Here is a 24025-nt window from a genome sequence, read left to right on the forward strand (position 1 = left end):
AATGATCGGGGCTTTTTTAATTACTTCCGAAGATTGCGACAATACAATTTTTATTGAAGTTCCTTGCGTACCGGACGGCGTTGTTCGAACAGTTTGGCATCAAGGCAAACGTACGATTTGGTTTTGTTTTCATTTAAATACCGATGGACACCGCCATTTTTAACGGCTTGAGAGAATTTAGTAAGATATTTCCACATTCGTAAACTTATTTTATCTTTACGCCTGATTTTCAAAAGCCTAAACGCCCAATGTCCGCCATCAAAGAACGAAGTGCATTTACATCCTGGTTTGTTGCCCGACCCATCATCAGCGGGGTAATCGTTTTCATCCTCATGCAGGCGATTGTCACCTATATGGTGTACCAACGTGCGCTCATCCTGCGCGAGAATGACCGCCGCGAAATGTCGAACCTCTTGAATGTGGTGTACGGAAATGTGGAGCAAACCCTCAAAAATGCTTCTACGGCGGCGCTCACTTTGGCCCTTACTATTAATGACGATGGCGTTCCGGAGAACTTCGATCTCGTGGGCCGGCAGCTGATGACGTCCAACCCGGCGATCGACGCCGTGCAATTGGTTCCTAATGGTGTAATCAAACAAGTCTATCCGTTGGAAGGCAACGAAGCGGCATTGGGTTACAACATCCTAAAATCCGACGAAAACCGAAAACTCGCGCTCGAAGCCATCGCCAAGAAAAAGATGTATTTTGCCGGCCCGCTCAAATTGCGTCAAGGCGGCATCGGCATCATCGGGCGGCTTCCCGTATTCCAAAACGGAAAATTCTGGGGTTTCTCAGGGATATTAATCCGGATTGAAAATTTCGAGAAGATTGCCGGCATCCATACGCTCGACGATTCACAGTACTATTTCCAGTTGTCGCACCGCAATACGCTCAACGGCAAAACGGAATATTTCCTTTCGTCTGAAAAGGAATTCGGTGACAAGTACTATGATTTCGTGACGATTCCCGACACCGACTGGAAGCTTTACGTGGTTAGCCGGCAGGCCAGCGCCAATTTCTGGATGCCGCTCCTGCCGTTCCTGGCCGTGGGCAGTTTGCCCGCCGCGCTCTTCGGCTTTTTGATTGTGGTGATTTTGCGGAAACCTGCACAATTGCAATTGGAAGTCATGCGCCAGACACGCCGCCTGCTGAACAGCGAAATTAAATACAAGAGTATCTTCGATCAGGCCGCGGTCGGGATTGTCCACGTGGCGTCAGATACGGGCGACGTCATTGACTGCAACGAACAATACAGCCGCATGCTCGGGTATCCGCGCAAAGAACTCATCGGCAAGAACATCCACGACATCACGCATCCGGACGACGTGGCGAAAGGCCGTGACAGCATCAAGCAACTGATTGCCGGGGAAATCAGCAACTTCTCCTTGGAAAAACGTTACGTCCGTAAAGATGGAAATATAGTCTGGGCCGATGTCACCGCATCGCCGCTATGGAAACCGGGCGAAAAACCAACCGCACAAATCGCCATTGCACAAGACATTACGGCGCGCAAGGAAGCCGAAGCCCAGGTGCGCGAAACCGAAACACGATTCCGGAGTTTGTTCGAGAATTCGCCGGTGGCGCTTTGGGAAGAAGATTATTCTGCCGCGAAGACGTACCTGGCCGGGTTCGAAGACCTGACGGCGGCCAATGCCCAGGAATGGCTCGACGCACATCCGGAAGTGGTCCGGGAATGCGTTTCGCTGGTCCGCATCATCGACATCAACAACCAATGCTTGAAGTTACATGCGCCATGTACGCGTGAAGACTTGCTGGCCGCCAACCTCAACCCTATTCTGGACGACGCCTCGCTGGATTCTTTCATCAAACAACTCGTAGCCGTGGTCCGCGGAGATCTTTTTACCGAAATGAATACGCGAATCCTCGACCCGATCGGTGGCAACAAAGACATTTTCCTGCGTTGGAGTGTCATGCGCGGCTATGAAGATTCTTTGGCGCGCGTGATCATTTCTACCGAAGACATCACCTCGCAAAAAGAAGCCGAGCGCATCATCCGCCAGTCGCAACAGCATATAGAATCATTGGTTGACACGATCGACGGCATTGTCTGGGAATGCGATTACGACACCTACGAATTTACGTTCGTCAACAAAAAAGCAGAAGAAATCACAGGTTACCCGGTATCGGAATGGCTGCACAACCCAACGTTCTGGGCGGAAAAAATCCATCCGGAAGACCGCGATGCCGCCGTGCATTTCTGCCAGGAAAATTCCCTGATCAAAGACCGATACGATTTTGAATACCGCATGATCGACAATTACGGCGAAATCATCTGGCTCCGCGACATCGTCAACGTCGTCAGGGAAGACGGCGTTCCGGTCGTGCTCAAAGGCATCATGATCGACATCACAAAAACCAAAATCGCCGAACAAGAGCTCAACGATACGCTCGAACTGGTGAATGAGCAGAAAAAACGCCTGATGAATTTCTCGTACATCGTCTCGCACAACCTGCGTTCGCATGCGGCCAACATCCAGTCTATCGTGACGCTGTTCGATACGGCCGAATCAGACGAGGAACGCAACGAATTCGTGATGATGCTCAAGACGGTATCCACGTCGCTCAATGATACAATGATCCATTTGAATGATTTGGTGAACATCCAATCCAACGTGTCGTTGTCGGTCGAAAAACTCAACCTCAGGCTGTATGCCGAAAGCGCGCTTAAAACCGTGTCCGAACAGATTGAAGCCAAACAAGCCGTCATCAGCAACAACATCCCCGACGATGTCTTCGTAGTTTACAATGCGGCCTATCTGGAAAGCGTGATGCACAACCTTTTCGCCAATGCGCTGCGTTACAGCCATCCGGAGAGAAAACCCATCATTTCCGCCGATTGGACGTCCGATGCCGATGGAAACGTCCTGAAAGTCAAAGACAACGGCGTAGGTATAGATCTGGAACGCTATGGCGACAAACTATTCGGGATGTACAAAACCTTCCACGGAAATCCGGAAGCGCGCGGTATCGGGCTATTTATGACCAAGAACCAGATCGAGGCCATGGGCGGCAGTATAGCCGTAGAAAGCCAACCGGGCGAAGGCACGACATTCAAAATCTACTTCAAGGCGTAACCTTATAATAAATCGCGGGAATTGTGTAAGCCAGCTCCCGGCCAACTTACGGAACTTTGGAAAACCAGAACGAGCCAAGGCTTTTATTGGTTAAATCCCAAAGTCATGCAACTGCACCTCAAAACGCCCGAAAACACAGACGAAGTCACCGCGCTGCGGACCCTTTTCGAAGACTATCTCAAAACGATTTATTGGTCCGAAAACGCCTTGGCCCAGGTATTTATCGCATTATTGGATGATATCGCTTCTAAAGACCTGATACGGCTTATGGCGCACCATGCCGCCAATACGAAAATCCATACGGACCGCATCGAGAAGGTTTTTGAAAGCGTCGGTGTGAAGCCCGAGGAAAAGAAATCGGAATCCGTAGCATGTTTAATCGCCGAAAGCCGGCAAATCCTTTCCCTTACCGAATCCGGACCGGTGCGTGATGCGGCCATTATTGCCTGGGTGCAACATGTCATCCACGCAGAAATAGCTTCATACGGCACATTACGATCTTTCGCGCTGACCTTGCGGGAAGAAGATGTCGTTCGGTTGCTGGAAAAAAACCTGGAAGAAGAGAAAGAACTTGACCTGAAACTTTCGCTGGTTGCCGAAGCCTACGTCAACGACGAAGCAGCCAATAAGGAAATCTGATGGAAACACCTGAAATCATCCGTGCGGTTTACAAAGGCAGCGATAAGCTTTTGGGGAAAGTAGCCTTGATCACTGGCGGCGACAGCGGTATCGGACGCAGTGTCGCGGTACATTTTGCCCGCGAAGGTGCCGATGTGGCCATTGTGTATCGAACCAACGACAAAGACGCCGCCGAAACGCAGAAACTGGTTGAATCTGAGGGCGTGAAATGCCTGGTGTTGAAAGGTGATTTGAAAGAGGAAAAGTTCTGTAAGGATACCGTGCGGAAAGTAAAGGCCGAATTTGGGCAACTGAACATTTTAGTGAACAATGCCGCTATGCAATTCCCGGATGATTCGGTCGAGGAAATTTCGGCCACGCAATTACGCAAGACGTTTGAAACCAACATCTACCCGTTCTTTTTCGTCACGCAACAAGCCACCGGGCTGATGAAAAAAGGCGATTGCGTCATCAACACGACCTCGGTCACGGCCTATCGCGGCAGCAAACATCTGTTGGACTATTCCAGTACAAAGGGCGCCATCGTAACTTTTACCCGATCACTGTCGGCGATGTTGGTCGAAAAAGGCATCCGCGTCAACGGCGTGGCACCCGGCCCAATCTGGACACCGCTGATTCCGGCGACGTTCAAACCATCGGAAGTGAAAAAATTCGGGAAAGATACACCGATGAAGCGCGCAGGGCAGCCCTCCGAGGTTGCGCCAGCCTACGTCTTTCTGGCCAGTGAAGACGCATCGTACATGACCGGCCAGATTCTGCACATAAACGGTGGGGAAATGACTGGTAGTTGACTGTCAATGAGTAATTAACAATTAATAATAAAATCATGAGAAAGAATGTAGCCATCGGTATCGCAGCGGGAGTTGCGGCCGTAGTCGTCATCGGGATCATCGCCAAGAAAACAGGCGTATTGGATTCGCTTTTAAACAAGATCAGGGATTTCGCCGATGATGTGGAAGACCGTTTCGCCGACCTGGAGAAATTCGGAATGGAAGACGTCATCCCCAAAGGCGAAGACAAAAACGTGACCCGGGTTGCCGGACACGCATAAAAAAAGCTGCCATGTGCAGCTCTTTTTTTATCTGATGATGACTTTCTTCACGACCGATTGGCCGCCTGACTCGATTTTCGCGAGATACAGGCCGGATGAAAGATTTAAGTTGATGGCCGTATTGCCGCTAAATCCCGACTTGTACAATTCGGCACCGCTAATGCCATATATCGTAATCTGCCCATCGGCGGAAATGCCCGAGATATTCAGGACGTTTTGTGCAGGATTCGGCCACAAGCCTACTTGAAGGGTTTGCGTATCGCCAGTACTGAGCGACGAAAACCACGGCTGTCCGGATTGCGTGCCCCAGATGTAATCGGCCAAATCGGGATAATCGATGAATGGGTTGCGGTTTTGCTGCCACGTATAAATGATGTTGTTGCGGTTCATTTCGAAATCGTCTGACGGATCGATGTCGTTCCAAACCAGTAAAGATGCAAGATCACCCATTTGCCCTACAATGTTGTCGGCTGGGTTACCATCGACGAGCGTCAACCCATTGTAACGAACGGCCATGTAAAACAACGCCCGGGCCACATCGCCGCGCCAACTGCCTTGGTTTCCCGCTGGGCCATTGTAGTCACTGCCATAATCGCGGTTGCTGCGGCTGGTATTTTCCGGACCGTCTTCTGCACGGATATGGTGCGCATCGCCGTGGCCGGCCATGATGTCATCGGCATTTGTCGGCGCCCAGATGTTGATGCCGTCTGGCAATGAACTCGTGCCATCGGCAAAACCACCGCGCGACTGCGGAAAGATGTGTTCACGATTCCAGGTGCCGACATTGCTGGCCGTGGACTGGAATTTATATTTCGCCCTGCCTTGCTCCACATACATCAGCCAAACTTGGTTGCTGTTGAGCGGATTCTGGTCGGCATCGCGCAGGATGTATTCAATGTCGCCATACGTATGTGCACGCACGACCGCCGGGTTGGCGATGATGTCCTGGATGGCTTGTTTCAGTTCAGTTCCCGACTTGCCTTCCAACGAATCATAATAGCCTGCCGGTGCAGTGCTCGTGACGTTTCCGAACGTTGGGTTGAGCGGCGTACCCCAGGGCAGCGTCGTAAAATCGTTGTCGATTACCCTGATTTCGATGTTGTCGTTCAGGCGGTTAAAAGCCGCGGGAAGCGTACCGAATTTAATGATGGCAAGTTCGTCACCGTCGTCCACGGCATCATCGATCAACGTCACCGTACGCGTGGCGGTATTGCTTCCGGCGGGAATCGTCACGCTTAGGTTCGCGGCATAATCGGAGGTGTCAAAACTCCCATTTTGAAGCGAGAATGTAAAGTTTACATCGGCCACCACATTGGTCTGGCTGGTAAAAGTGATGTTGAACACATCGCCTTCATTATAGGTCAACGCGGCCGTTGTAATGGTCAGTCCGTTATAAAGGAAACCCGTGCCGTCATTGTTGGCGCCGGGTGTCGGCGTCTTTATTTCGTACGTGCCATCATTTTTTCGTTGGATGGATTGCGACGTGCCTTGGCTGTTGCCGTTCTCGTCGATTTGTTGCGCAACACCCAACAACCCCATCAGCTCGGTGGCATCGGCATCACTGGTGTCGTGTACGATGGCATCGACCAAATTTGTCGCCGTGGCCATGGTGTTCATCGGGAAATCGGATGTAGAGCCTAGATAAAGCGCCACGCCATCAGGGCCGTTCTGGATGATGCTGTTGCTGAAAATCCTATCGGGAACCGGTGACACCAAAGCGTTGCCCACCACTGCGATACCGTTGATATCGGTCGTTAAACCATTCAGGCTGATGGCGTAATAACTTTTGTTGGCGTTGGAGCCGGTGCCGTTGAACAGCACGAGAACATAACCGTTGAGTGAAAAATTTGGGGTTGCCGATTTGAGTTCGATGAATTCTTTATCATCGGTACTCGGCGTGTCCGCATCAAGTTCGTTGATGACCACTTGCGCATGGGCAAACACGGCCATACACAGCATTAAAGCGATGTAGAGCTTTCTCATTTTTGGGGATTTTATGCGACAAATGTAAGCTATTAATCTGAAAACCTAATTTTTATGCTGGTAAAGGAAAACTGTAATTAATGTTAAAGTTTATCCTTTTCTAACGTTTCCCCACCCAAAACTTCTGTTCTTCGCGAAGGATTCACGACAAAGGAATCGTTACCTTTGCGCCACACTCCTACTTTATGGACTATTTAGGTTATGGTTTTGCATTGGTCATCGGGCTGGTTCTCGGCCTGACGGGCGGCGGCGGCTCCATCTTGACGGTTCCGGTCTTGGTGTACATCATGCACCTCGACGCAGTAAGCGCTACGGCCTATTCGTTGTTTATCGTCGGGACGACTTCAGTATTTGGCACCATCCAGAACCATCGGAAAGGTTTGGTGGCATTGCGCACAGGCGTAATGTTCGCGCTTCCATCGTTGGCGGGCGTTTTTCTCGTGAGGAAGTTTGCGATTGGTGCTATTCCGGACGTCATTTTCGTTTCTCCGGATTTCACCTTGACCAAAAACGGCTTGTTGATGATGGTTTTCGCCGTTATTGTTTTCCCGGTCGGTTTGTCAATGTTGCGCAAGCCAAAAAGTAACAATAACCTTACGAAGCCAAATCGCAGCCCGGTCTTGGTTTCGGTTCAACTGTTTCTGGCGGGCGCATTAGTGGGCTTGGTTGGCGCGGGCGGCGGTTTTTTGTTCACGCCTTTGCTGTTGTACGTGGGCGGAATGGAAATCAAGAAAGCAGCGGCAACTTCGCTGGTCATCATCGCCATCAATTCACTTGTCGGTTTTGCCAGCAGCTTGAGCAACATCGTGATCGATTGGTCTTTTTTGTTGTCGTTTACAGCCTTGTCGGTGGTCGGGATTTTCATCGGCATTTATTGTGCTGGCTACATCAACGAAACCCAACTCAAAAAGGGTTTTGCATGGTTTGTCTTGTCGATGGCCGTACTTATCCTCGGCAAAGAACTTTTGCCCTAGCGGACTGACCTTATCGAGAATAACTATTGTGGAGAATTCGTCCGCCGATTTTAGGAATAATTTTTAAAAATAACCCGTGGCCGTGGAAACCTTTTGGTAATTTTGCACGGCATAAAAAAACTAAAATGAAGAAAATATTTTCACTCCTGTCCCTATCTGTACTGCTTTTATCTTGTAGCAAAGGTTACGTCATTCATGGCACCGTTGATGGTGTTCCGAACGGAACCCGCGTCATTTTGGAAAGACAACAACAATCGCTCGGCTTTTTGGTAACCGTTGACAGTGCCAAAGTCCAGGACGGACACTTTACCTTTGAGGGAAAAGCCGCAGAACCTGCATTGTATCAGATTGCAATCGATAGTGTGCGAGGAAAATCGCTCGTGATCGTTGAAGAAGGAGACATCAGTATTAAAGTCAATAAGGAGAATGTTGCGCTCAATAAAGTAAGCGGCACGTACAACAACGATGAGCTCACCGCATTTGGCTCTAAGACAGCAGCCATCCAACAAAAAGTGATGGATTTTCAAAAGGCCAACAACATTGTCATGAAAGAAGCGCGTGCAAAGAGAGACACGGCTACAATCAATCGGTTGTTCAGGGAAAATCGCGCGCTAAAGAATGATATCAACAAAGAACTGCTGGCGCTTCAGGAAGACTACACCGACAAACATCCGAAATCGTTCATATCGGTTATTTTAATTCAGTCAGCGATGTCATATCCTGACGCCGACATTGCGAAAGTCAGGACACGATTCGACAATTTAGATTCATCCCTAAAAAAGACGATTGTAGGCAAAAATGTGGCGAAAAAACTTGAAGAATTAAAGTCTATAAATATTGGTCGCAAAGCACCTGATTTTTCGGCGCCGGATACCACCGGCAAGAACGTGGCTTTGAGCGAATCCTTGGGTGCGGTAACAATCATCGATTTCTGGGCTTCTTGGTGTCCGCCATGTCGAAAGGAAAACCCGAATATGGTAGCGCTCTACAAAGAATTCCACGACAAAGGACTAAACATTATTGGTGTTTCCCTCGATAAGGATGCTGCCAAATGGAAAGAAGCCATTGCAAAAGACGGCTTGGTCTGGACGCAAATCTCAAATCTCAAATACTGGGACGACCCGATTGCCCAAAAGTACGGAGTGGAATCCATCCCGGCCACATTCGTATTGAACCAATATGGTGTCGTGGTAGCGAAAGACCTAAGTGGTGAGGCCTTGCGACAAAAGGTGGCGAAACTTCTCGACAAAAAGAAACAGCCGATGATGCCGTTCCCGATGGGCGGAAAAGCGTTAGAAAATAAGAAGTAATTCGCGGTCGCGAGGAGAAATTCACAAAAACACCAAGGCCAAAACAATCAAGCAAGCTTCATTTCCCTTTCAGGATTACTCTGCTGCGCTCCGTGATCCTGAAAAGGGAAATTCACAAAAACACTAAAGCCAAAACAATCAAGCAAGCTTCATTTCCCTTCCCCGGATTACTCCGCTGCGCTCCGTGATCCTGAGAAGGGAAATTCACAAAAACACCAAGGCCAAAACAATCAAGCAAACTTCATTTCCCTTTCAGGATTACTCCGCTGCGCTCCGTGATCCTGAAAAGGGAAATTCACAAAAACACTAAAGCCAAAACAATCAAGCAAGCTTCATTTCCCTTTCAGGATTACTCTGCTGCGCTCCGTGATCCTGAAAAGGGAAATTCACAAAAACACTAAAGCCAAAACAATCAAGCAAGCTTGTTGTTTTGGCTTTAGTGTTTTTGTGGGGAGAGCAGGATTCGAACCTGCGAAGGTTACCCAACGGATTTACAGTCCGTCCTCGTTGGCCGCTTGAGTATCTCCCCGGAGGGCGCAAATATAGGCGAGGAATGTCGGGTTCCAAAGAAAAAAAGAGTAAAATTTGGTGAATATCGCTAATGATTTGACAGTGAAGCGCATAAAAAAACCCACCGGAGTGGGTTTATGAAGTTTACTCTAATATAAAACTTACACTGACGTTGGCCGTCACCGAGATTTCTCCTACCGCAAGTGTTTCGCGAGGTGCAACGTCACTGCCGCCCATGGCCATCGCTTTCATTTCGTACATCGGTTGCGGATAATATACCTGCGTATTATCGGAAATCGTCAACGCCTTGCCTACTTTCTGCCCCAATACCGAGACATAATCGTCGGCCTTTTTCTTGGCTTCCAGCATGGCCTGCTTGCGTGCCTCGGATTTGTGCTGTTCGATTTTAGACGAGCGGAACTCAACGTTTGAAATCCTGTTGATACCGGCGTCCACGAGGCTTTCCATCAAGGCGTCGTACTGGTTCAAATCTTTGAGCAGGATTTCTATGGTCTGTGTGGCGTTGTAGCTGTATTTTTTCTTTTCGTAATCGTAAACCGGGTTCAGGGAAATCCTTTGGGTTTGCACGTTTTCCTTTGGCAATTTATGTTTTTTGATGGCTTGGATGACACGCTCTACGGTTTCATCATTCTGTTTTTTCACGTCGGCGGCTTTGTTGCCTTTGGTATCCACGGAAACGGAAATCATCGCTTGGTCTGGAACTACTTTTACCTTGCCTTCTCCGGATACATTGATTTGCGGAATGGGCTTTTGTTCCTGCGCCGAGACGTTGAAGGTAACGAACGCGATGAGTAATGCTGCGGTGTGGGTCATTGATTTCATAGGAAGTGTTTTTGTTAAAAATTTCGGCGCGCTTGTCAAACGCTGTGCCATTAGAGCTTTCCGGTCTTGGCCATAACGAACAAAATGATGATGGGAATCGCTAAAGCAATCACGGTCAATTGGTTATCGACAAACATATACGGTGCTTTGCAGAGCGTGATGACATATCCGCCGATGGCACCGCCGAAATGCGCCACATGCCCAATATTGTCGCGCTTGGCCTTCATGCCGTAAATTGAGAACAATAGATAAGCCAGCCCGAAGATATAACCGGGAATAAACCCATAGATTTCCATGTTGGGCGCATACAAAATAGCCGAATACACTACGCCGGTTACCGCACCCGAAGCGCCCAACGCCCGGTAGTACAAATCGTCTTTGTGGAAATACAACGTCAGCAAGCTTCCGAAGAGCAAACTCCCAATGTAAACCAAAAGAAATGACCAACTACCCATGTTCAGGACGACAATCGGGGCGAAAAAATACAAGGTCAGCATGTTGAACGCCAGGTGCGGAACATCTGCGTGCAGGAAACCGGACGAAAACATCCGGATTTGCTCGCCTGCCCTGATGCTACCCACGTGAAAATCGTAACGCCGCATCAGCGACATATTTTCGAATCCCATAAAACTAAAGACGACGTTGGCTGCGATAATCAGGATAAGGGCAATGTTGAGATCCATAAAATTATATTGGAACGTAAATTTAAAAATCTTTCGCCAGCTTTTGTGAACCGACAACGCAAAATTGGCATTTGCCTTATATTTGCACAAAACTTCGCCGATGCAACTGTTTTTCTTCTTGCTTATTTATCCGCTGCTTTGGCTGATTTCCATATTGCCGTTCCGATTGTTGTACGCACTTTCCGACGGGATTTACCTGCTCGTTTACCATGTCGTCGGGTACCGGAAACGTGTGGTTCGAAGAAATCTGGAGCTGGCTTTTCCCGAGAAAACAAAGCAGGAACGCCTTACCATCGAGAAGAAATCATACCGGCATTTGTGCGATATGTTCCTGGAGATGATCAAGACGATGAGTATTTCACAAGCCGAAATCGAACGTCGGTTCACGTTTGCCAACCTGGACTTGTATCTTGACTTTGAAAAAAAGGGAAAAGACATCGCCCTGATGTGTGCACACTACGCCAGCTACGAGTGGGTCATTTCCATGAACAGCAAGATTACGTTTCGCGGATATGCCATCTACAAGCAAATCGCCAATAAATATTTCGACAAACTAGTACGTGACATCCGCTCTAAGTTCAAGGCCGCATTGATCACCACCAAAGAAACGCGATCCGTTATCCAATCCAATAAAGAAAAAGGTGTTCTCGGCGTGTATGGTTTTGCCAGTGACCAGGCGCCGCGGCTCTCGAAAGCCCAACATTGGACGAACTTTATGGGTATTTACAGCCCGATCCATACCGGTGCGGAAACCCTTGCCAAGAAGTACGATATGAACCTGGTTTTCCTACGGGTGCGGAAGGTGAAGCGCGGTTTTTATGAAGCGACGTTCGAAGCATTGGCTGAAAACCCGCAGCAAATCCCGGATTTTCAGATTTCGGAGGAATTCATGAAACGCGTGGAGAAACAAATCAAGGAAGCGCCCGAATTTTACCTCTGGACGCACAAACGCTGGAAAACAGAAGGCAAGCTTAAAGCCTAAACCAATCGCTGACCATTTTATTTTCTACCGATGTTGCTGCGTTGTGGGTGAACTCGTTCGTGCATTTGTCGTACGTGTAGTCTTTGCCCCAATCCGCGAAATGCGCTGATAAGGATTTGATGCTGTCGCACACGAATTTGATTTCGGCGTCGGTGGTTGTTGGGTGGATGGACATCCTGATCCAACCCGGTTTCTCGATCAGGTCGCCTGCTGTGATTTTATCCGTTAATTGGTGCGATGTTTCCCTGTCAACGTGCAACAGGAAATGCCCGTACGTGCCGGCGCAACTGCAACCGCCGCGCGTCTGAATGCCGAAACGGTCGTTGAGCAGTTTCACCCCGAGATTGAAATGCAACCCGTCGATGTAGAACGAAATCACGCCCAATCGGTTGCGGTGTTGCCCTGCCAACAAATTAAGGTTAGGGATTTCCCCAAAAGCATCGAATACAAAATCAACGATTTCATGCTCGCGTTGCAGGATGTTTTCTACGCCCATTTGTTCCTTCAGCCGGATGGCAAGCGCCGTTTTGATGGTTTGCAGGAAGCCAGGCGTACCGCCATCTTCGCGGTCTTCGATGCTGTCCACGTATTTGTGTTCGCCCCACGGATTGGTCCAACTTACCGTGCCGCCGCCCGGATGATCGGGCACCATGTTGTGGTACAATTTGCTGTTAAAGACCAATACACCCGATGTACCAGGGCCGCCCAAGAATTTGTGTGGCGAAAAGAAAATCGCATCCAGGTAGGCTTCAGGATCAGCCGGATGCATGTCTATGTTCACGTAGGGCGCCGAACAGGCAAAATCCACGAAACAAACGCCACCAGCGCGGTGCATGAGTTTCGCTACTTCGTAGTAAGGTGTACGAATGCCCGTGACGTTTGAACAAGACGTAATCGAAGCGATCTTCAACGTGTGGTTTCTATATTTATCGAGTAATGCCGCAAAACTGTCCAGGCACAGCAAGCCTTCGCTACAGGCCGGAATGACTTCAACGGTCGCAATTGTTTCCAACCAAGAGGTTTGGTTGGAATGGTGTTCCATGTGCGACACGAAAACCACCGGCCGTTTCTCTGCCGGAATGGCCGTGAAAGCTTTGAGGTTTTCGGGAACACGCAGGCCCAAAATCCTTTGGAACTTATTGATGACGCCGGTCATGCCGCTGCCATCGGTGATGAGCACATCTTCTTTCGAGGCGTTTACATGCCTTTTAATGATGTGTCTTGCCTCGTGGTACGCCATGGTCATTGCGGTGCCGGAAACCGTTGTCTCTGTATGCGTATTGGCGACGAACGGCCCGAAATCGTTTATGAGTTTTTCCTCGATCGGCCGGTACAACCTGCCTGATGCCGTCCAATCTGTGTAGACGATTTTCTTTTCCCCGAATGGCGATGAAAAAGTCTGGTCAATCCCGATGATTTGCTCTCGGAAAGGCTTGAAATATTGCTCCAAAGTAACAGCGGCTGTGGCAGGCATGGCTTGAAAATTTGGCCAAAGATAATCAAAAATCAAAAGTGCGATAACGTTTGCGCACGTCGAAATCTCTGGCTAGCTTTATCCTATGAAGCAATCGGCAGGAATTTTAGTGTATCGGGAAAGCGGCGGCCAACTGGAATTTTTCCTCGTGCATCCCGGCGGCCCGTTCTGGAAAAATAAAGATGTGGGCGCATGGTCTATCCCTAAAGGGGAATTTACCGACGACGAAAATCCGCTGGACGCCGCCGTCCGCGAATTTGCAGAAGAAACCGGCCACGAAATCGCCGGCGAATTTTTCGCGCTGAATCCGGTAAAACTAAAATCGGGGAAAACCATTTTGGCGTGGGCGGTCGAAGGCGATATCGATGCGAACGCCGTTGCAAGCAACACTTTTGAGATGGAATGGCCGCCGAAATCAGGGAAAATCATAACCGTGCCCGAAGTGGACAAGGCAGATTGGTTCAATGCCGACGACGCCGTACAGCGAGTCAACCCGGCACAAACCGCATTCCTCCTGGAAATCCAACAAAAAACCCGGCGCTAACCGGGTTTGCATTTTACAGTCTCGAAATCTTAAATCCCGGCAATCACTTTCATTTCGTCCATGATACGGAGCGCCAACGCATCGGCTTCGGCCTGCGATTTCGCTTCGGTATAAATCCGGATAATCGGTTCGGTGTTCGATTTGCGCAAATGCACCCAATTCTCGGCGAAGTCGATCTTCACACCGTCGATGGTTGAAATCTGCTCGTGTTTGTATTTGTCGGCCATCGTCACCAAGATTTTGTCCACGTCTATTTCGGGCGTGAGTTCAATCTTGTTCTTGCTCATGAAATACGCCGTATAAGTTTTGCGTAATTCAGACAATTTCATGCGTTTCTCGGCCAAGTACGTCAACAGCAACGCCACGCCCACCAACGCATCACGGCCATAGTGCAGCTCCGGGTAAATGATGCCGCCGTTGCCTTCGCCGCCAATGATGGCTTTGTTTTTCTTCATCAGTTCCACCACGTTCACCTCGCCTACCGCGCTGGCTTCATACGAGCCGCCGTGCCTTTCGGTCACGTCACGCAAGGCGCGCGATGACGACATGTTCGAAACCGTATTCCCCGGCGTCCGGCTCAAGACGTAATCGGCTACGGCCACCAAAGTATATTCTTCGCCGAACATTTCGCCGTCTTCGCTGATGAACGCCAGACGATCTACGTCCGGATCCACGACAATGCCCAAATCGGCCTTTTCGGCCACGACCAAATCGCAGATGTCCGACAAATGTTCCTTCAACGGCTCGGGGTTGTGCGGGAAATGACCGGTCGGGTCGCAGAACAATTTTACGACCTCCACGCCCATTTGCTCCAGCAAATTCGGGATGATCACACCGCCCGACGAGTTCACGCCATCCACGACCACCTTGAATTTCGCGGCCTGCACGGCTTCCACGTCCACCAAATGCATGTCGAGCACTTCGTCGATGTGGATGTCCATGTAGGCATTGTTTTCGGTGATTTCGCCCAGGTTGTCCACATCGGCAAAGTCAAAAGCTTCGTTTTCTGCAATCTGCAGGATTTTCTCGCCCTCGGCACCGCTCAGGAACTCGCCTTTTTCGTTGAGCAACTTCAGGGCGTTCCATTGTTTCGGGTTGTGCGAAGCAGTCAAGATGATACCGCCGTCGGCTTTCTCCAGCGGTACGGCCACTTCCACGGTTGGTGTTGTTGACAAGCCCAGATCGATCACATCGATACCCAGCCCAACCAACGTATTCACCACCAAGTTGTGGATCATCGGGCCCGAAATGCGCGCGTCACGGCCAATCACAACCGTCAGTTTTTCTTTGGCCGAATAGCCTTTGAGCCACGTGCCGTACGCCGCCGCAAATTTCACCGCATCGATCGGCGTCAGGTTATCGCCGGTTTTTCCGCCAATGGTGCCGCGGATACCTGAAATGGATTTGATTAAAGTCATAAAGGTTTGTTTTGTGTTATGGGCGTTGCCTCCGGCCGCGCTTTCCGCTACTATCTTTCGCTCGTCGCCTCGCAAAAGGATAACCGCTGCAATCGCTAACGCGGGCTTCCGCTTTCAAAATAAGTTCACGCAAAGATAAAAAGTTAACGTATTTAACACGGGGCAAATGCAGGTTTTCGATAACGTGGCACATTTTCCCGATGGAAAGTTTCCACCAGACTTCGTATATTTGAGCAACACGTCTTTTGTCTATCGACTTTCGACTTTCGACTTAAACTTATGAACTTCCTCGCCCACATCTACCTTTCCGGCAACAACGACTTGGTCAAGATCGGGAACTTCATGGCCGACGGTATCCGCGGGAAAGATTACGAATCGTTTTTGCCAGACATCCAAAAAGGCATTTTATTGCACCGCGCCATAGACACGTTTACAGACGCGCATCCTTTGTTCCGACAAGGCACCAAGCGGCTACACGAGAAATACCACCATTACGCCGGCGTCATCCTCGATGTATTCTACGACCATTTCCTGGCCCATAACTGGAGTTCTTATTCCACTGAAAAACTGGAAGATTACGCCGCGTCATTTTACCAATTGCTCGACGACAATCGCCACCTGCTTACTGACCGCACCAAACACATTTTGCCCATCATGAAAGCGCACAACTGGCTGGTGACGTATGCCTCCGTTGAAGGCATCGGCCAAATCCTGTTCAATATGGACCGGCGCTTGGGAAACAAGTCCAACATGTCGGCAGCTACGGCAGAACTTGAACAACATTACAAAGCCTTCGAAACTGAATTCACCCAATTCTTCGCAGATATACAGGAAATGGCCAACCAAAAACTACTTAACCTATGAAAAGATTTTTATCACTCATCGCGGTTTGCTTGCTGTTCGCCTGCAAATCACAACAAACCCCGTCTTACCCGACCGGGTTGCTGGCGCAAAAAGCCATGGTCGTGTCGGCGCGCGAAGAAGCCTCACAGATCGGGCGCGACATCATGCAGCGGGGCGGCAATGCTTTCGATGCCATGATTGCTACCGAAATGGCGCTGGCCGTAGCCTATCCGTACGCCGGAAACCTCGGCGGCGGCGGTTTTATGGTATACCGCACCGCAGACGGCAAAACAGGCGCGCTGGACTACCGCGAAAAAGCGCCTTTGGCCGCCACAAAAAATATGTTCCTGGATGAAAACGGCAACATCATCCCCGGAAAAAACACCGAAGGCGCGCTGGCCGTCGCGGTTCCAGGCACAATCGCAGGCATATTCGAAGTGCACAAAAAGTTCGGTTCCTTGCCAATGGCCGAAATCCTGAAACCGGTCATCGCACTGGCCGACAAAGGCATCGTCGTTACCAAACACGACGAAAGCCATCTCAATTCGGCACATACCGCGCTGGTGAAAATGAACGGGGAATCCAGCGTTTACGCAAAGAACTTTGTGGCTGGCGACATCATCAAGAATCCGGCATTGGCCGAAACGCTGCGATTGATCGCTACGAATGGCCGCGATGAATTCTACGACGGCGAAACCGGAAAAATCCTCGTGGCATATCTGCAAGCCAAAGGCGGGCTGATGACCATGAAAGACCTACAGCAATACGAAGCCGTATGGCGTAATCCTGTGCAATTTACCTACAAAGACCTCAACGTGATTTCCATGTCTCCACCCAGCAGCGGCGGCATCTGTCTAGGCCAAATCATGAAAATGGTGGAAATGTATGACCTGAATGGCTTCGGGTTCAACTCAGACGGCTACATCCAGGTTTTGGTCGAGGCCGAACGCCGCTCGTATGCAGACCGCAGTTTCTATCTCGGCGACCCTGATTTCGTGGCCATCCCGGAAAAACAGTTGCTGGACACGACCTATCTCAAAAGCCGTATGGGCGATTTTACTTTCGCGAAAGCCACCAAGTCCGAAAAAATCCAGCGTGGCTACATCAACCCACTCGAGAGCAATGAAACCACGCACTACTCCATCGTAGACCAATTCGGGAACGCGGTTTCCGCCACCACGACGCTCAACGGCGGATTCGGCTCAAAACTGTATTGCGCCGAACTCGGCTTTTTCCTCAACAGCGAAATGGACGATTTCAGTGCCAAACCGGGCCAGGCCAACTCCTACGGGCTTACCGGCGGCACAGCCAATACCATAGAACCGGGAAAAAGAATGTTGTCTTCCTTGACGCCAACCATCGTCGAAAAGAACGGAAAACTGTTTATGGTCGTCGGTTCGCCGGGCGGTTCCACCATCATCACATCGGTGCTTCAAACGATCTTAAACGTCTATGAGTTCGGGATGGCGATGCAGGTGGCCGTTGATGCGCCGCGCTTCCACCACCAATGGCTGCCCGACGAAATCAACTACGAACCGGGCGCCATAGGGCCAAACACCATGCAAGTCTTAACGCGAAAAGGGTACAAGTTCAACGACAAGCGCATGCCGATTATTGGAAAAGTGGACGCTATTTTGGTGTTACCGGATGGCAGGCTTCAAGGCGGTGCAGACTATCGCGGCGACGATACTGCGGCCGGATTCTAACCTGCCGCAAAGACGGCTGAATGACTTTTACTGCGGCCTTTGCGGTTAAAGAATTACCTTTGCAGTTCACATTTTTAAAAATGTCCAACAAAAAAGCGCCCTTCTTGAAAATTGCCTTCCGCAAGATCTTCAGGCATGTCGAAAATTTCTTCTTCATGCTCAAGGAGTTGCTGAACGAACGGCATTTCATCTACATTTCTAGTGTCATCGTGGCGTTATCTTGCGCGGCAGCGGTCATCGTGCTGAAGGCTTTCGCGCACCAGATTTTCGTCTGGGCCAACCTCATCAACGGATACTTGAAATTGCCGTACATCAACAGTTTACTCCCGATCGCCGGCATTTTGCTGACGGTTTTCGTCGTACGCAACCTTCTTGACGGGCACATTGATAAAGGCAGTTCCAAAATCCTGCATGCCGTGGCCAAGAAAGGCGGCTTCATCCCACGGAAACAGATGTACGCGCAAATCGTGACGAGTTCCTTGACGGTCGGTCTCGGCGGTTCGGCCGGACTGGAATCCCCGATTGTCATCACCGGTGCCGCATTCGGCTCCAACTATGCGCAACGGTACCGGCTGTCGCAGAAAGACCGCATCCTTTTGCTGGCGTGCGGTGTCGCGGCTGGCATCGGCGCAGCGTTCAACGCCCCGATTGCCGGCGTATTGTTCGCCATCGAAGTCATCCTGACCGATATCACTATTTCGGCTTTCATCCCGATTATTATTTCGGCGGCCACCGGCGCCTTGGTTTCCAATGTATTGCTGAACGAAGATATTTTGTTGTCGTTCAAACAGCAACTCGAATTCGACTACCGGAACATTCCTTACTACATTTTGTTGGGAATTTTGGCTGGATTTGTATCGGTTTACCACGCGCGGAATTTCCGGAAGGTGGAACATTTTTTTAACCGCATCCGCAACAAGGCCTACAAACGGGCGTTGTTCGGCGCATCGCTGCTGGCCATCATGATTTTCTTCTTCCCGACACTTTTCGGCGAAGGTTACGAAAGCATCAAGACACTCGCCGAGCCACATCCGGAGCAATTGCTCGACAATACCTGGCTGGAGCGTTTTCAAGGTAACCCGTGGATTTTTCTGGCGTTCATAGGTGCTGCGGTCATGTTGAAATCGTTTGCAACGGGAATAACGCTCGGCAGCGGCGGCAACGGCGGCAATTTTGCACCATCGCTATTCGTGGGTTCATACCTCGGCTTTGCCCTGGCCACAGCCATCAACCTGCTGGGTTTCACGCACCCGATTCCGGTGGCCAATTTTACGGTGGTGGGCATGGCCGGCATCCTGAGCGGGTTGTTTCATGCGCCGCTGACCGCAATCTTCCTCATCGGTGAAATCACCGGCGGCTATGGCCTGATGGTACCACTGATGATGGTTTCGTCGATCAGTTTTGCGGTATCGCGCCAGTTCGAGAAATATTCCATGGACGTGAAGCATCTTGCCGACAAAGGCGACGTCTTCACGAGCGACAAAGACAAGAACATCCTGTCAAACATTGACATACTGAGCCTCGTGGAAACCGATTGGCAAGTCATCAAGCGCGAAGACGGTTTAGAGTACGTCATCGATCTTTTGTCGACCACGCCACAAAAAGTCTTCGCGGTGACCGACCAAAAGAACCAGCTCGTCGGGTTGATTGATTTTGAACAGATACGCCCCATGATTTTCAATTCGTTCCGTGTGAAATTCACTCCGTTGGCCGACGTCATCTCGCAGCCGGCAGCCATTGTTTCACTCGATGAAGACGGCATCGAACAAATCATGAAAAAATTCGAGGATACCGGCGCCGCACTACTTCCAGTAGTCAACAACAAAAAGTACGTCGGATTTCTGCCTAAGCTGGCCATACTGGAAAGTTACCGTGAGAAATTCAAGGAAATGGTGATTGAATAGCGCCTTACATTTGCTGGTTTAAAGGCAACATTTTATGAAAATTTACGGTTTTCCCGCACCGACGTTAATCCTGAAAAAAGTAGCTTCGGGCTATGGGAAGGGGTGCATGGGAATTCCCTCGACAAAAATCTCGTCATCCGATGGCGGGAAAACCGGATGTCTTGTTAAATCTCACGAACTGTCAAGTCGCTTTTTTTTTCTGGTCGGGTAATCTCTCATTCTTGAATTTCTAGCCTTTTCCTACGCTATCGCTTCTTTCTTATTTCAGCGCAGCGGCCTTGCTTCTTTTTCCTCGACCATCGGCCATTCGTTAAATTACACACAACGCTTTTTTTCTTTCGGTTTGCCACTTTCTTCTTTCACTACATAACCGTACCTTTGCGTTTTACCATTCTATGCCAACATTTGACGAAAGCATCGAAGTCTTGGGTGCCCGCGCGCACAACCTCAAGAACATCGATGTTACCATTCCGCGAGAGAAATTAGTTGTCATTACCGGGCTTTCAGGTTCAGGAAAGTCGTCGTTGGCGTTCGACACGATTTACGCCGAAGGGCAACGCCGTTACATCGAGACATTTTCGGCCTACGCACGCCAATTCCTGGGCGGATTGGAACGGCCCGATGTGGACAAGATCGACGGATTGTCTCCGGTTATTGCCATCGAACAGAAAACCACCAGCAAAAGCCCGCGTTCTACGGTAGGCACGATTACGGAAATCTATGACTTCCTGCGCCTGATATTTGCACGCGCCGCCGATGCGCACAGCTACGTCACGGGCGAGAAAATGGTCAGCTATTCCGACGACCAGATCAAAAGCCTCATTACCCAGAATTTCACAGGAAAACGCATCAACATCCTGGCGCCGGTCATCCGGGCAAGGAAAGGCCATTACGGCGAGTTGTTCCAGCAAATTGCCAAACAAGGTTTTGTGAAAGTCCGCGTCAATGGCGAGATCAAGGATATTACGCCGGGCATGAAACTCGACCGTTACAAGACGCACGATATTGAAATCGTCATTGACCGCATGGTGATCGATGATTCCGAAGACAACCAGAAACGGCTGGCCGAAAGCATCAACACCGCCATGTATCACGGCGACGATGTGCTGATGATCATGGATCAGGATTCGGGTGCGACGCGGTTTTTCAGCCGGAATTTGATGTGCCCGACCTCCGGCGTTTCCTATCAGAATCCGGAGCCGAACAATTTTTCGTTCAACTCACCAAAAGGCGCGTGCCCGGTGTGCAACGGATTGGGCACGGTCAACGAAATCAACCTCAAGAAAATCATCCCAGACCCGAAACGGTCCATCAAACAAGGCGGTTTTGCGCCGCTGGGCGAATACAAGAATTCATGGATTTTCAAGCAACTGGAAACCATCGGCGAGAAATTCAAGTTCAAGATCACCGACCCGATCGAGAAGATTCCGGCCGATGCCATGCAAGTCATTTTGTTCGGCGGCCAGGATTATTTCGACATCGAATCGAAAATCGCGGGCGTCACGAAGGAATACAAGATTGAATTCGAAGGCATTTCCAACTTCATCAAGAACCAGTTCGACGAAAGCGATTCGGTATCCATCAAGCGTTGGGCGAAAGATTTCATGGACGAAGTGCCGTGCGGCGAATGCGGTGGCACGCGCCTAAAGAAGGAAGCGCTGTATTTCAAGATCAACGAGAAGAACATCGCAGAATTGTCGAACATGGACATCGCCGACCTGACGGCCTGGTTCGATGACTTGCCGAATCACCTGACCGACAAACAGAAAGCCATCGCCTCGGAAATCATCAAGGAAATACGCGACCGATTGCATTTTTTAATGAACGTCGGGCTCGACTACCTGGCCTTGGCGCGCAGTTCAAAATCGTTGTCGGGCGGCGAAGCGCAACGCATCAGGCTGGCCACGCAAATCGGGTCACAACTCGTGGGCGTACTTTACATCTTGGACGAACCCAGCATCGGGCTGCACCAACGCGACAACGAAAAACTGATCGCGTCGCTGGAACAATTGCGCGACATCGGGAATTCGGTCATCGTGGTGGAGCACGACAAGGACATGATCGAACGCGCCGACTATGTAGTCGATATCGGGCCGGCAGCCGGAAAACACGGCGGGGAAATCGTCAGTGAAGGCACGCCGAAACAAATCCTGAAACACCATACGCTTACGGCGCAGTATCTTAATGGCGAAAAAGAAATCGCGGTGCCGAAGAAACGCCGCGAGGGCAATGGCAAGTCATTGAAGTTGACCGGCGCCACCGGAAACAACTTGAAAAATGTATCCATCGAAATTCCATTGGGGAAACTCGTTTGCATCACGGGCGTATCGGGCAGCGGCAAATCGACGCTGATCAATGAGACGCTTTACCCGATCCTGAATGCCCATTATTTCAACGGTGTCAAGAAACCGGCGCCGTACAAGAAAGTGGAAGGATTGGAACACATCGACAAAGTCATCGATATTGACCAAAGCCCGATTGGGCGCACACCGCGATCCAACCCAGCAACCTATACAGAAGTCTGGGGCGAAATCAGGAATTTGTTTGCGATGACCTCGGAAGCGATGATCCGCGGGTATAAATCCGGTCGTTTCAGCTTTAACGTAAGCGGCGGACGTTGCGAGACCTGCGAAGGTTCGGGCGTGCGCACCATCGAAATGAACTTCTTGCCGGATGTGTATGTGGAATGCGAAACCTGTCAAGGCAAACGCTTCAACCGAGAAACCCTCGAAATCCGTTACAAAGGCAAGAACATTTCGGATATCTTAGACATGACCGTAGACGAAGCCGTCGTGTTTTTTGAGAATATCCCGAAGATTTACCGCAAGATCAAGACGATCCAAGATGTCGGGTTGGGCTATATTACGCTCGGGCAACAAAGTACGACGCTTTCAGGCGGCGAAGCCCAACGCATCAAGCTCGCCACCGAATTGTCCAAGAAAGACACAGGCAACACGTTCTACATCATGGACGAACCCACAACAGGCCTGCATTTCGAGGACATCCGCGTCTTGATGGAAGTCATCAACAAACTGGTCGACAAAGGAAATTCGGTGCTGATCATCGAACACAATATGGATGTGATCAAACTCGCCGACTACATCTTCGACATGGGACCGGAAGGCGGCAAAGGCGGCGGCACCGTAGTCGCTGTTGGAACGCCGGAAGAAATTGCGGGCAACAAGAAAAGTTATACCGCGAAATTTTTGAAAAAAGAATTATCTTAGCCCGCTTTTTAAAAATCTATTATGAATTTTGAATTATAAATTTTAAATGATTTCGACAATCTTTAATTTAAAATTCAAAATTTAAAATTTAAAATAATTCAAGTGAGATTAGAAGATTTCGATAACGACGAAGATAAAATCATCCAGGACAAGCTCAAGCAGAAAACCTGGAATGAGATCAGGACGAACGATTCCTGGGCAATTTTTAAAATCATGTCCGAATTCGTGAACGGCTATGAAACCATGGGCAGGATCGGCCCGTGCGTTTCGATTTTCGGGTCGGCGCGCACCAAGCCCGACAATCATTTCTACCAACTCGCCGAGCAAATCGCCTTCAAGATTTCAAAAGCGGGTTACGGTGTCATCACCGGCGGCGGTCCGGGCATCATGGAAGCGGGCAACAAAGGCGCGCACCTAGGCGGCGGAACGTCGGTTGGATTGAATATCGAATTGCCTTTCGAGCAGCACTTTAACCCGTATATCGACAAGGACAAAAACCTGAATTTCGACTATTTCTTCGTGCGCAAGGTCATGTTCGTGAAATACTCGCAAGGATTTGTGATCATGCCCGGCGGTTTCGGCACGCTCGACGAGATGTTCGAGGCCATCACACTCATCCAGACCAAGAAAATCGCCAAGTTCCCGATCATTCTCGTTGGTACCGAATTCTGGCGAGGGTTGATGGATTGGGTCAAGGACATCCTTGTGGAAAAATACGCCAACGTGTCGCCGGACGATTTGAAGTTGATAAAAATCGTGGACACTGCCGATGAAGTCGTGGAAGTGCTCGATAATTTCTACAAGAAATACAACCTCAGCCCGAATTTTTAACGTCTGTC

At 49.8% G+C, this 24025-nt stretch carries 18 protein-coding genes and 1 tRNA gene; 13 read left to right on the top strand and 6 right to left on the bottom strand.

Annotation, left to right across the window (positions count from 1 at the left end; genetic code table 11):
- Positions 1–248 precede the first annotated feature (248 nt).
- The 4 genes from ACM9J1_RS09720 to ACM9J1_RS09735 all read left to right on the top strand — a co-directional run bounded on the left by ACM9J1_RS09720 (position 249) and on the right by ACM9J1_RS09735 (position 4785).
- Positions 249–3095 (top strand): PAS domain S-box protein, encoded by a 2847-nt coding sequence (locus tag ACM9J1_RS09720; RefSeq protein ID WP_415581844.1) that lies wholly within the window; start codon positions 249–251, stop codon positions 3093–3095.
- A 105-nt stretch (positions 3096–3200) separates the two neighbouring features.
- Complete coding sequence (locus ACM9J1_RS09725) at positions 3201–3734, top strand: YciE/YciF ferroxidase family protein (protein WP_415581845.1); 534 nt, start codon at positions 3201–3203, stop codon at positions 3732–3734.
- Positions 3734–4525, top strand: a complete 792-nt coding sequence (locus tag ACM9J1_RS09730) for an SDR family oxidoreductase (protein WP_415581846.1) — start codon at positions 3734–3736, stop codon at positions 4523–4525. Before ACM9J1_RS09725 ends, ACM9J1_RS09730 begins: the two co-directional genes overlap by 1 nt.
- A gap of 35 nt (positions 4526–4560) precedes the next feature.
- Positions 4561–4785 (top strand): hypothetical protein, encoded by a 225-nt coding sequence (locus tag ACM9J1_RS09735; protein ID WP_415581847.1) that lies wholly within the window; start codon positions 4561–4563, stop codon positions 4783–4785.
- A gap of 27 nt (positions 4786–4812) precedes the next feature.
- On the opposite strand, the gene ACM9J1_RS09740 is transcribed toward ACM9J1_RS09735, so the two are convergent.
- Positions 4813–6768 carry an endonuclease gene (locus ACM9J1_RS09740; RefSeq protein ID WP_415581848.1) on the bottom strand — a complete coding sequence of 652 codons (1956 nt, stop codon included), beginning with the start codon at positions 6766–6768 and terminating at the stop codon, positions 4813–4815.
- A 185-nt stretch (positions 6769–6953) separates the two neighbouring features.
- Between ACM9J1_RS09740 and ACM9J1_RS09745 the strand changes: the two genes are divergently transcribed.
- Both ACM9J1_RS09745 and ACM9J1_RS09750 read left to right on the top strand, forming a co-directional pair.
- Complete coding sequence (locus tag ACM9J1_RS09745; RefSeq protein ID WP_415581849.1) at positions 6954–7742, top strand: sulfite exporter TauE/SafE family protein; 789 nt, start codon at positions 6954–6956, stop codon at positions 7740–7742.
- A 125-nt stretch (positions 7743–7867) separates the two neighbouring features.
- Entirely contained in the window at positions 7868–9052 is a 1185-nt protein-coding gene (locus ACM9J1_RS09750) for a redoxin domain-containing protein (protein ID WP_415581850.1), read from the top strand.
- A 448-nt stretch (positions 9053–9500) separates the two neighbouring features.
- Here ACM9J1_RS09750 and ACM9J1_RS09755 read toward each other — a convergent pair.
- The 3 genes from ACM9J1_RS09755 to ACM9J1_RS09765 form a co-directional block, all read right to left on the bottom strand.
- Positions 9501–9581 (bottom strand) — tRNA-Tyr (locus ACM9J1_RS09755).
- Between the two features lie 125 nt (positions 9582–9706).
- Positions 9707–10405 (bottom strand): SIMPL domain-containing protein, encoded by a 699-nt coding sequence (locus ACM9J1_RS09760; RefSeq protein WP_415581851.1) that lies wholly within the window; start codon positions 10403–10405, stop codon positions 9707–9709.
- A gap of 50 nt (positions 10406–10455) precedes the next feature.
- Complete coding sequence (locus ACM9J1_RS09765) at positions 10456–11088, bottom strand: rhomboid family intramembrane serine protease (protein WP_415581852.1); 633 nt, start codon at positions 11086–11088, stop codon at positions 10456–10458.
- A 100-nt stretch (positions 11089–11188) separates the two neighbouring features.
- Here ACM9J1_RS09765 and ACM9J1_RS09770 point away from each other — a divergent pair, with 100 nt between their 5' ends.
- On the top strand, positions 11189–12070 hold the full coding sequence (locus ACM9J1_RS09770) for a lysophospholipid acyltransferase family protein (RefSeq protein ID WP_415581853.1): 882 nt from the start codon (positions 11189–11191) through the stop codon (positions 12068–12070).
- Here ACM9J1_RS09770 and ACM9J1_RS09775 read toward each other — a convergent pair.
- Positions 12060–13544: an aminotransferase class V-fold PLP-dependent enzyme gene (locus tag ACM9J1_RS09775; protein ID WP_415581854.1), complete on the bottom strand. Its 1485-nt coding sequence runs from the start codon at positions 13542–13544 to the stop codon at positions 12060–12062. The two genes, ACM9J1_RS09770 and ACM9J1_RS09775, sit on opposite strands and share 11 nt — an antisense overlap.
- An 85-nt stretch (positions 13545–13629) precedes the next feature.
- On the opposite strand from ACM9J1_RS09775, the gene ACM9J1_RS09780 reads away from it, so the two are divergent.
- Complete coding sequence (locus tag ACM9J1_RS09780; protein WP_415581855.1) at positions 13630–14088, top strand: NUDIX domain-containing protein; 459 nt, start codon at positions 13630–13632, stop codon at positions 14086–14088.
- A 29-nt stretch (positions 14089–14117) separates the two neighbouring features.
- Here ACM9J1_RS09780 and glmM read toward each other — a convergent pair whose 3' ends face one another.
- On the bottom strand, positions 14118–15506 hold the full coding sequence (glmM, locus tag ACM9J1_RS09785; protein WP_415581856.1) for a phosphoglucosamine mutase: 1389 nt from the start codon (positions 15504–15506) through the stop codon (positions 14118–14120).
- A 279-nt stretch (positions 15507–15785) separates the two neighbouring features.
- On the opposite strand from glmM, the gene ACM9J1_RS09790 reads away from it, so the two are divergent.
- From ACM9J1_RS09790 to ACM9J1_RS09810, 5 genes are all read left to right on the top strand, one after another.
- Positions 15786–16370 (top strand): acyl carrier protein phosphodiesterase, encoded by a 585-nt coding sequence (locus ACM9J1_RS09790; RefSeq protein WP_415581857.1) that lies wholly within the window; start codon positions 15786–15788, stop codon positions 16368–16370.
- The gene (gene ggt / locus ACM9J1_RS09795; protein ID WP_415581858.1) at positions 16367–18055 is read left to right on the top strand and encodes a gamma-glutamyltransferase; all 1689 of its coding nucleotides are present in this window, start codon (positions 16367–16369) and stop codon (positions 18053–18055) included. Before ACM9J1_RS09790 ends, ggt begins: the two co-directional genes overlap by 4 nt.
- A gap of 80 nt (positions 18056–18135) precedes the next feature.
- Positions 18136–19959: a chloride channel protein gene (locus ACM9J1_RS09800; protein WP_415581859.1), complete on the top strand. Its 1824-nt coding sequence runs from the start codon at positions 18136–18138 to the stop codon at positions 19957–19959.
- A 395-nt stretch (positions 19960–20354) separates the two neighbouring features.
- Positions 20355–23186 (top strand): excinuclease ABC subunit UvrA, encoded by a 2832-nt coding sequence (uvrA, locus tag ACM9J1_RS09805; RefSeq protein WP_415581860.1) that lies wholly within the window; start codon positions 20355–20357, stop codon positions 23184–23186.
- A 102-nt stretch (positions 23187–23288) separates the two neighbouring features.
- Positions 23289–24017 carry an LOG family protein gene (locus ACM9J1_RS09810; RefSeq protein WP_415581861.1) on the top strand — a complete coding sequence of 243 codons (729 nt, stop codon included), beginning with the start codon at positions 23289–23291 and terminating at the stop codon, positions 24015–24017.
- Positions 24018–24025 lie beyond the last annotated feature (8 nt).

Source organism: Flavobacterium longum, from assembly GCF_965137575.1.
In the GTDB taxonomy this organism is placed as follows: domain Bacteria; phylum Bacteroidota; class Bacteroidia; order Flavobacteriales; family Flavobacteriaceae; genus Flavobacterium; species Flavobacterium longum.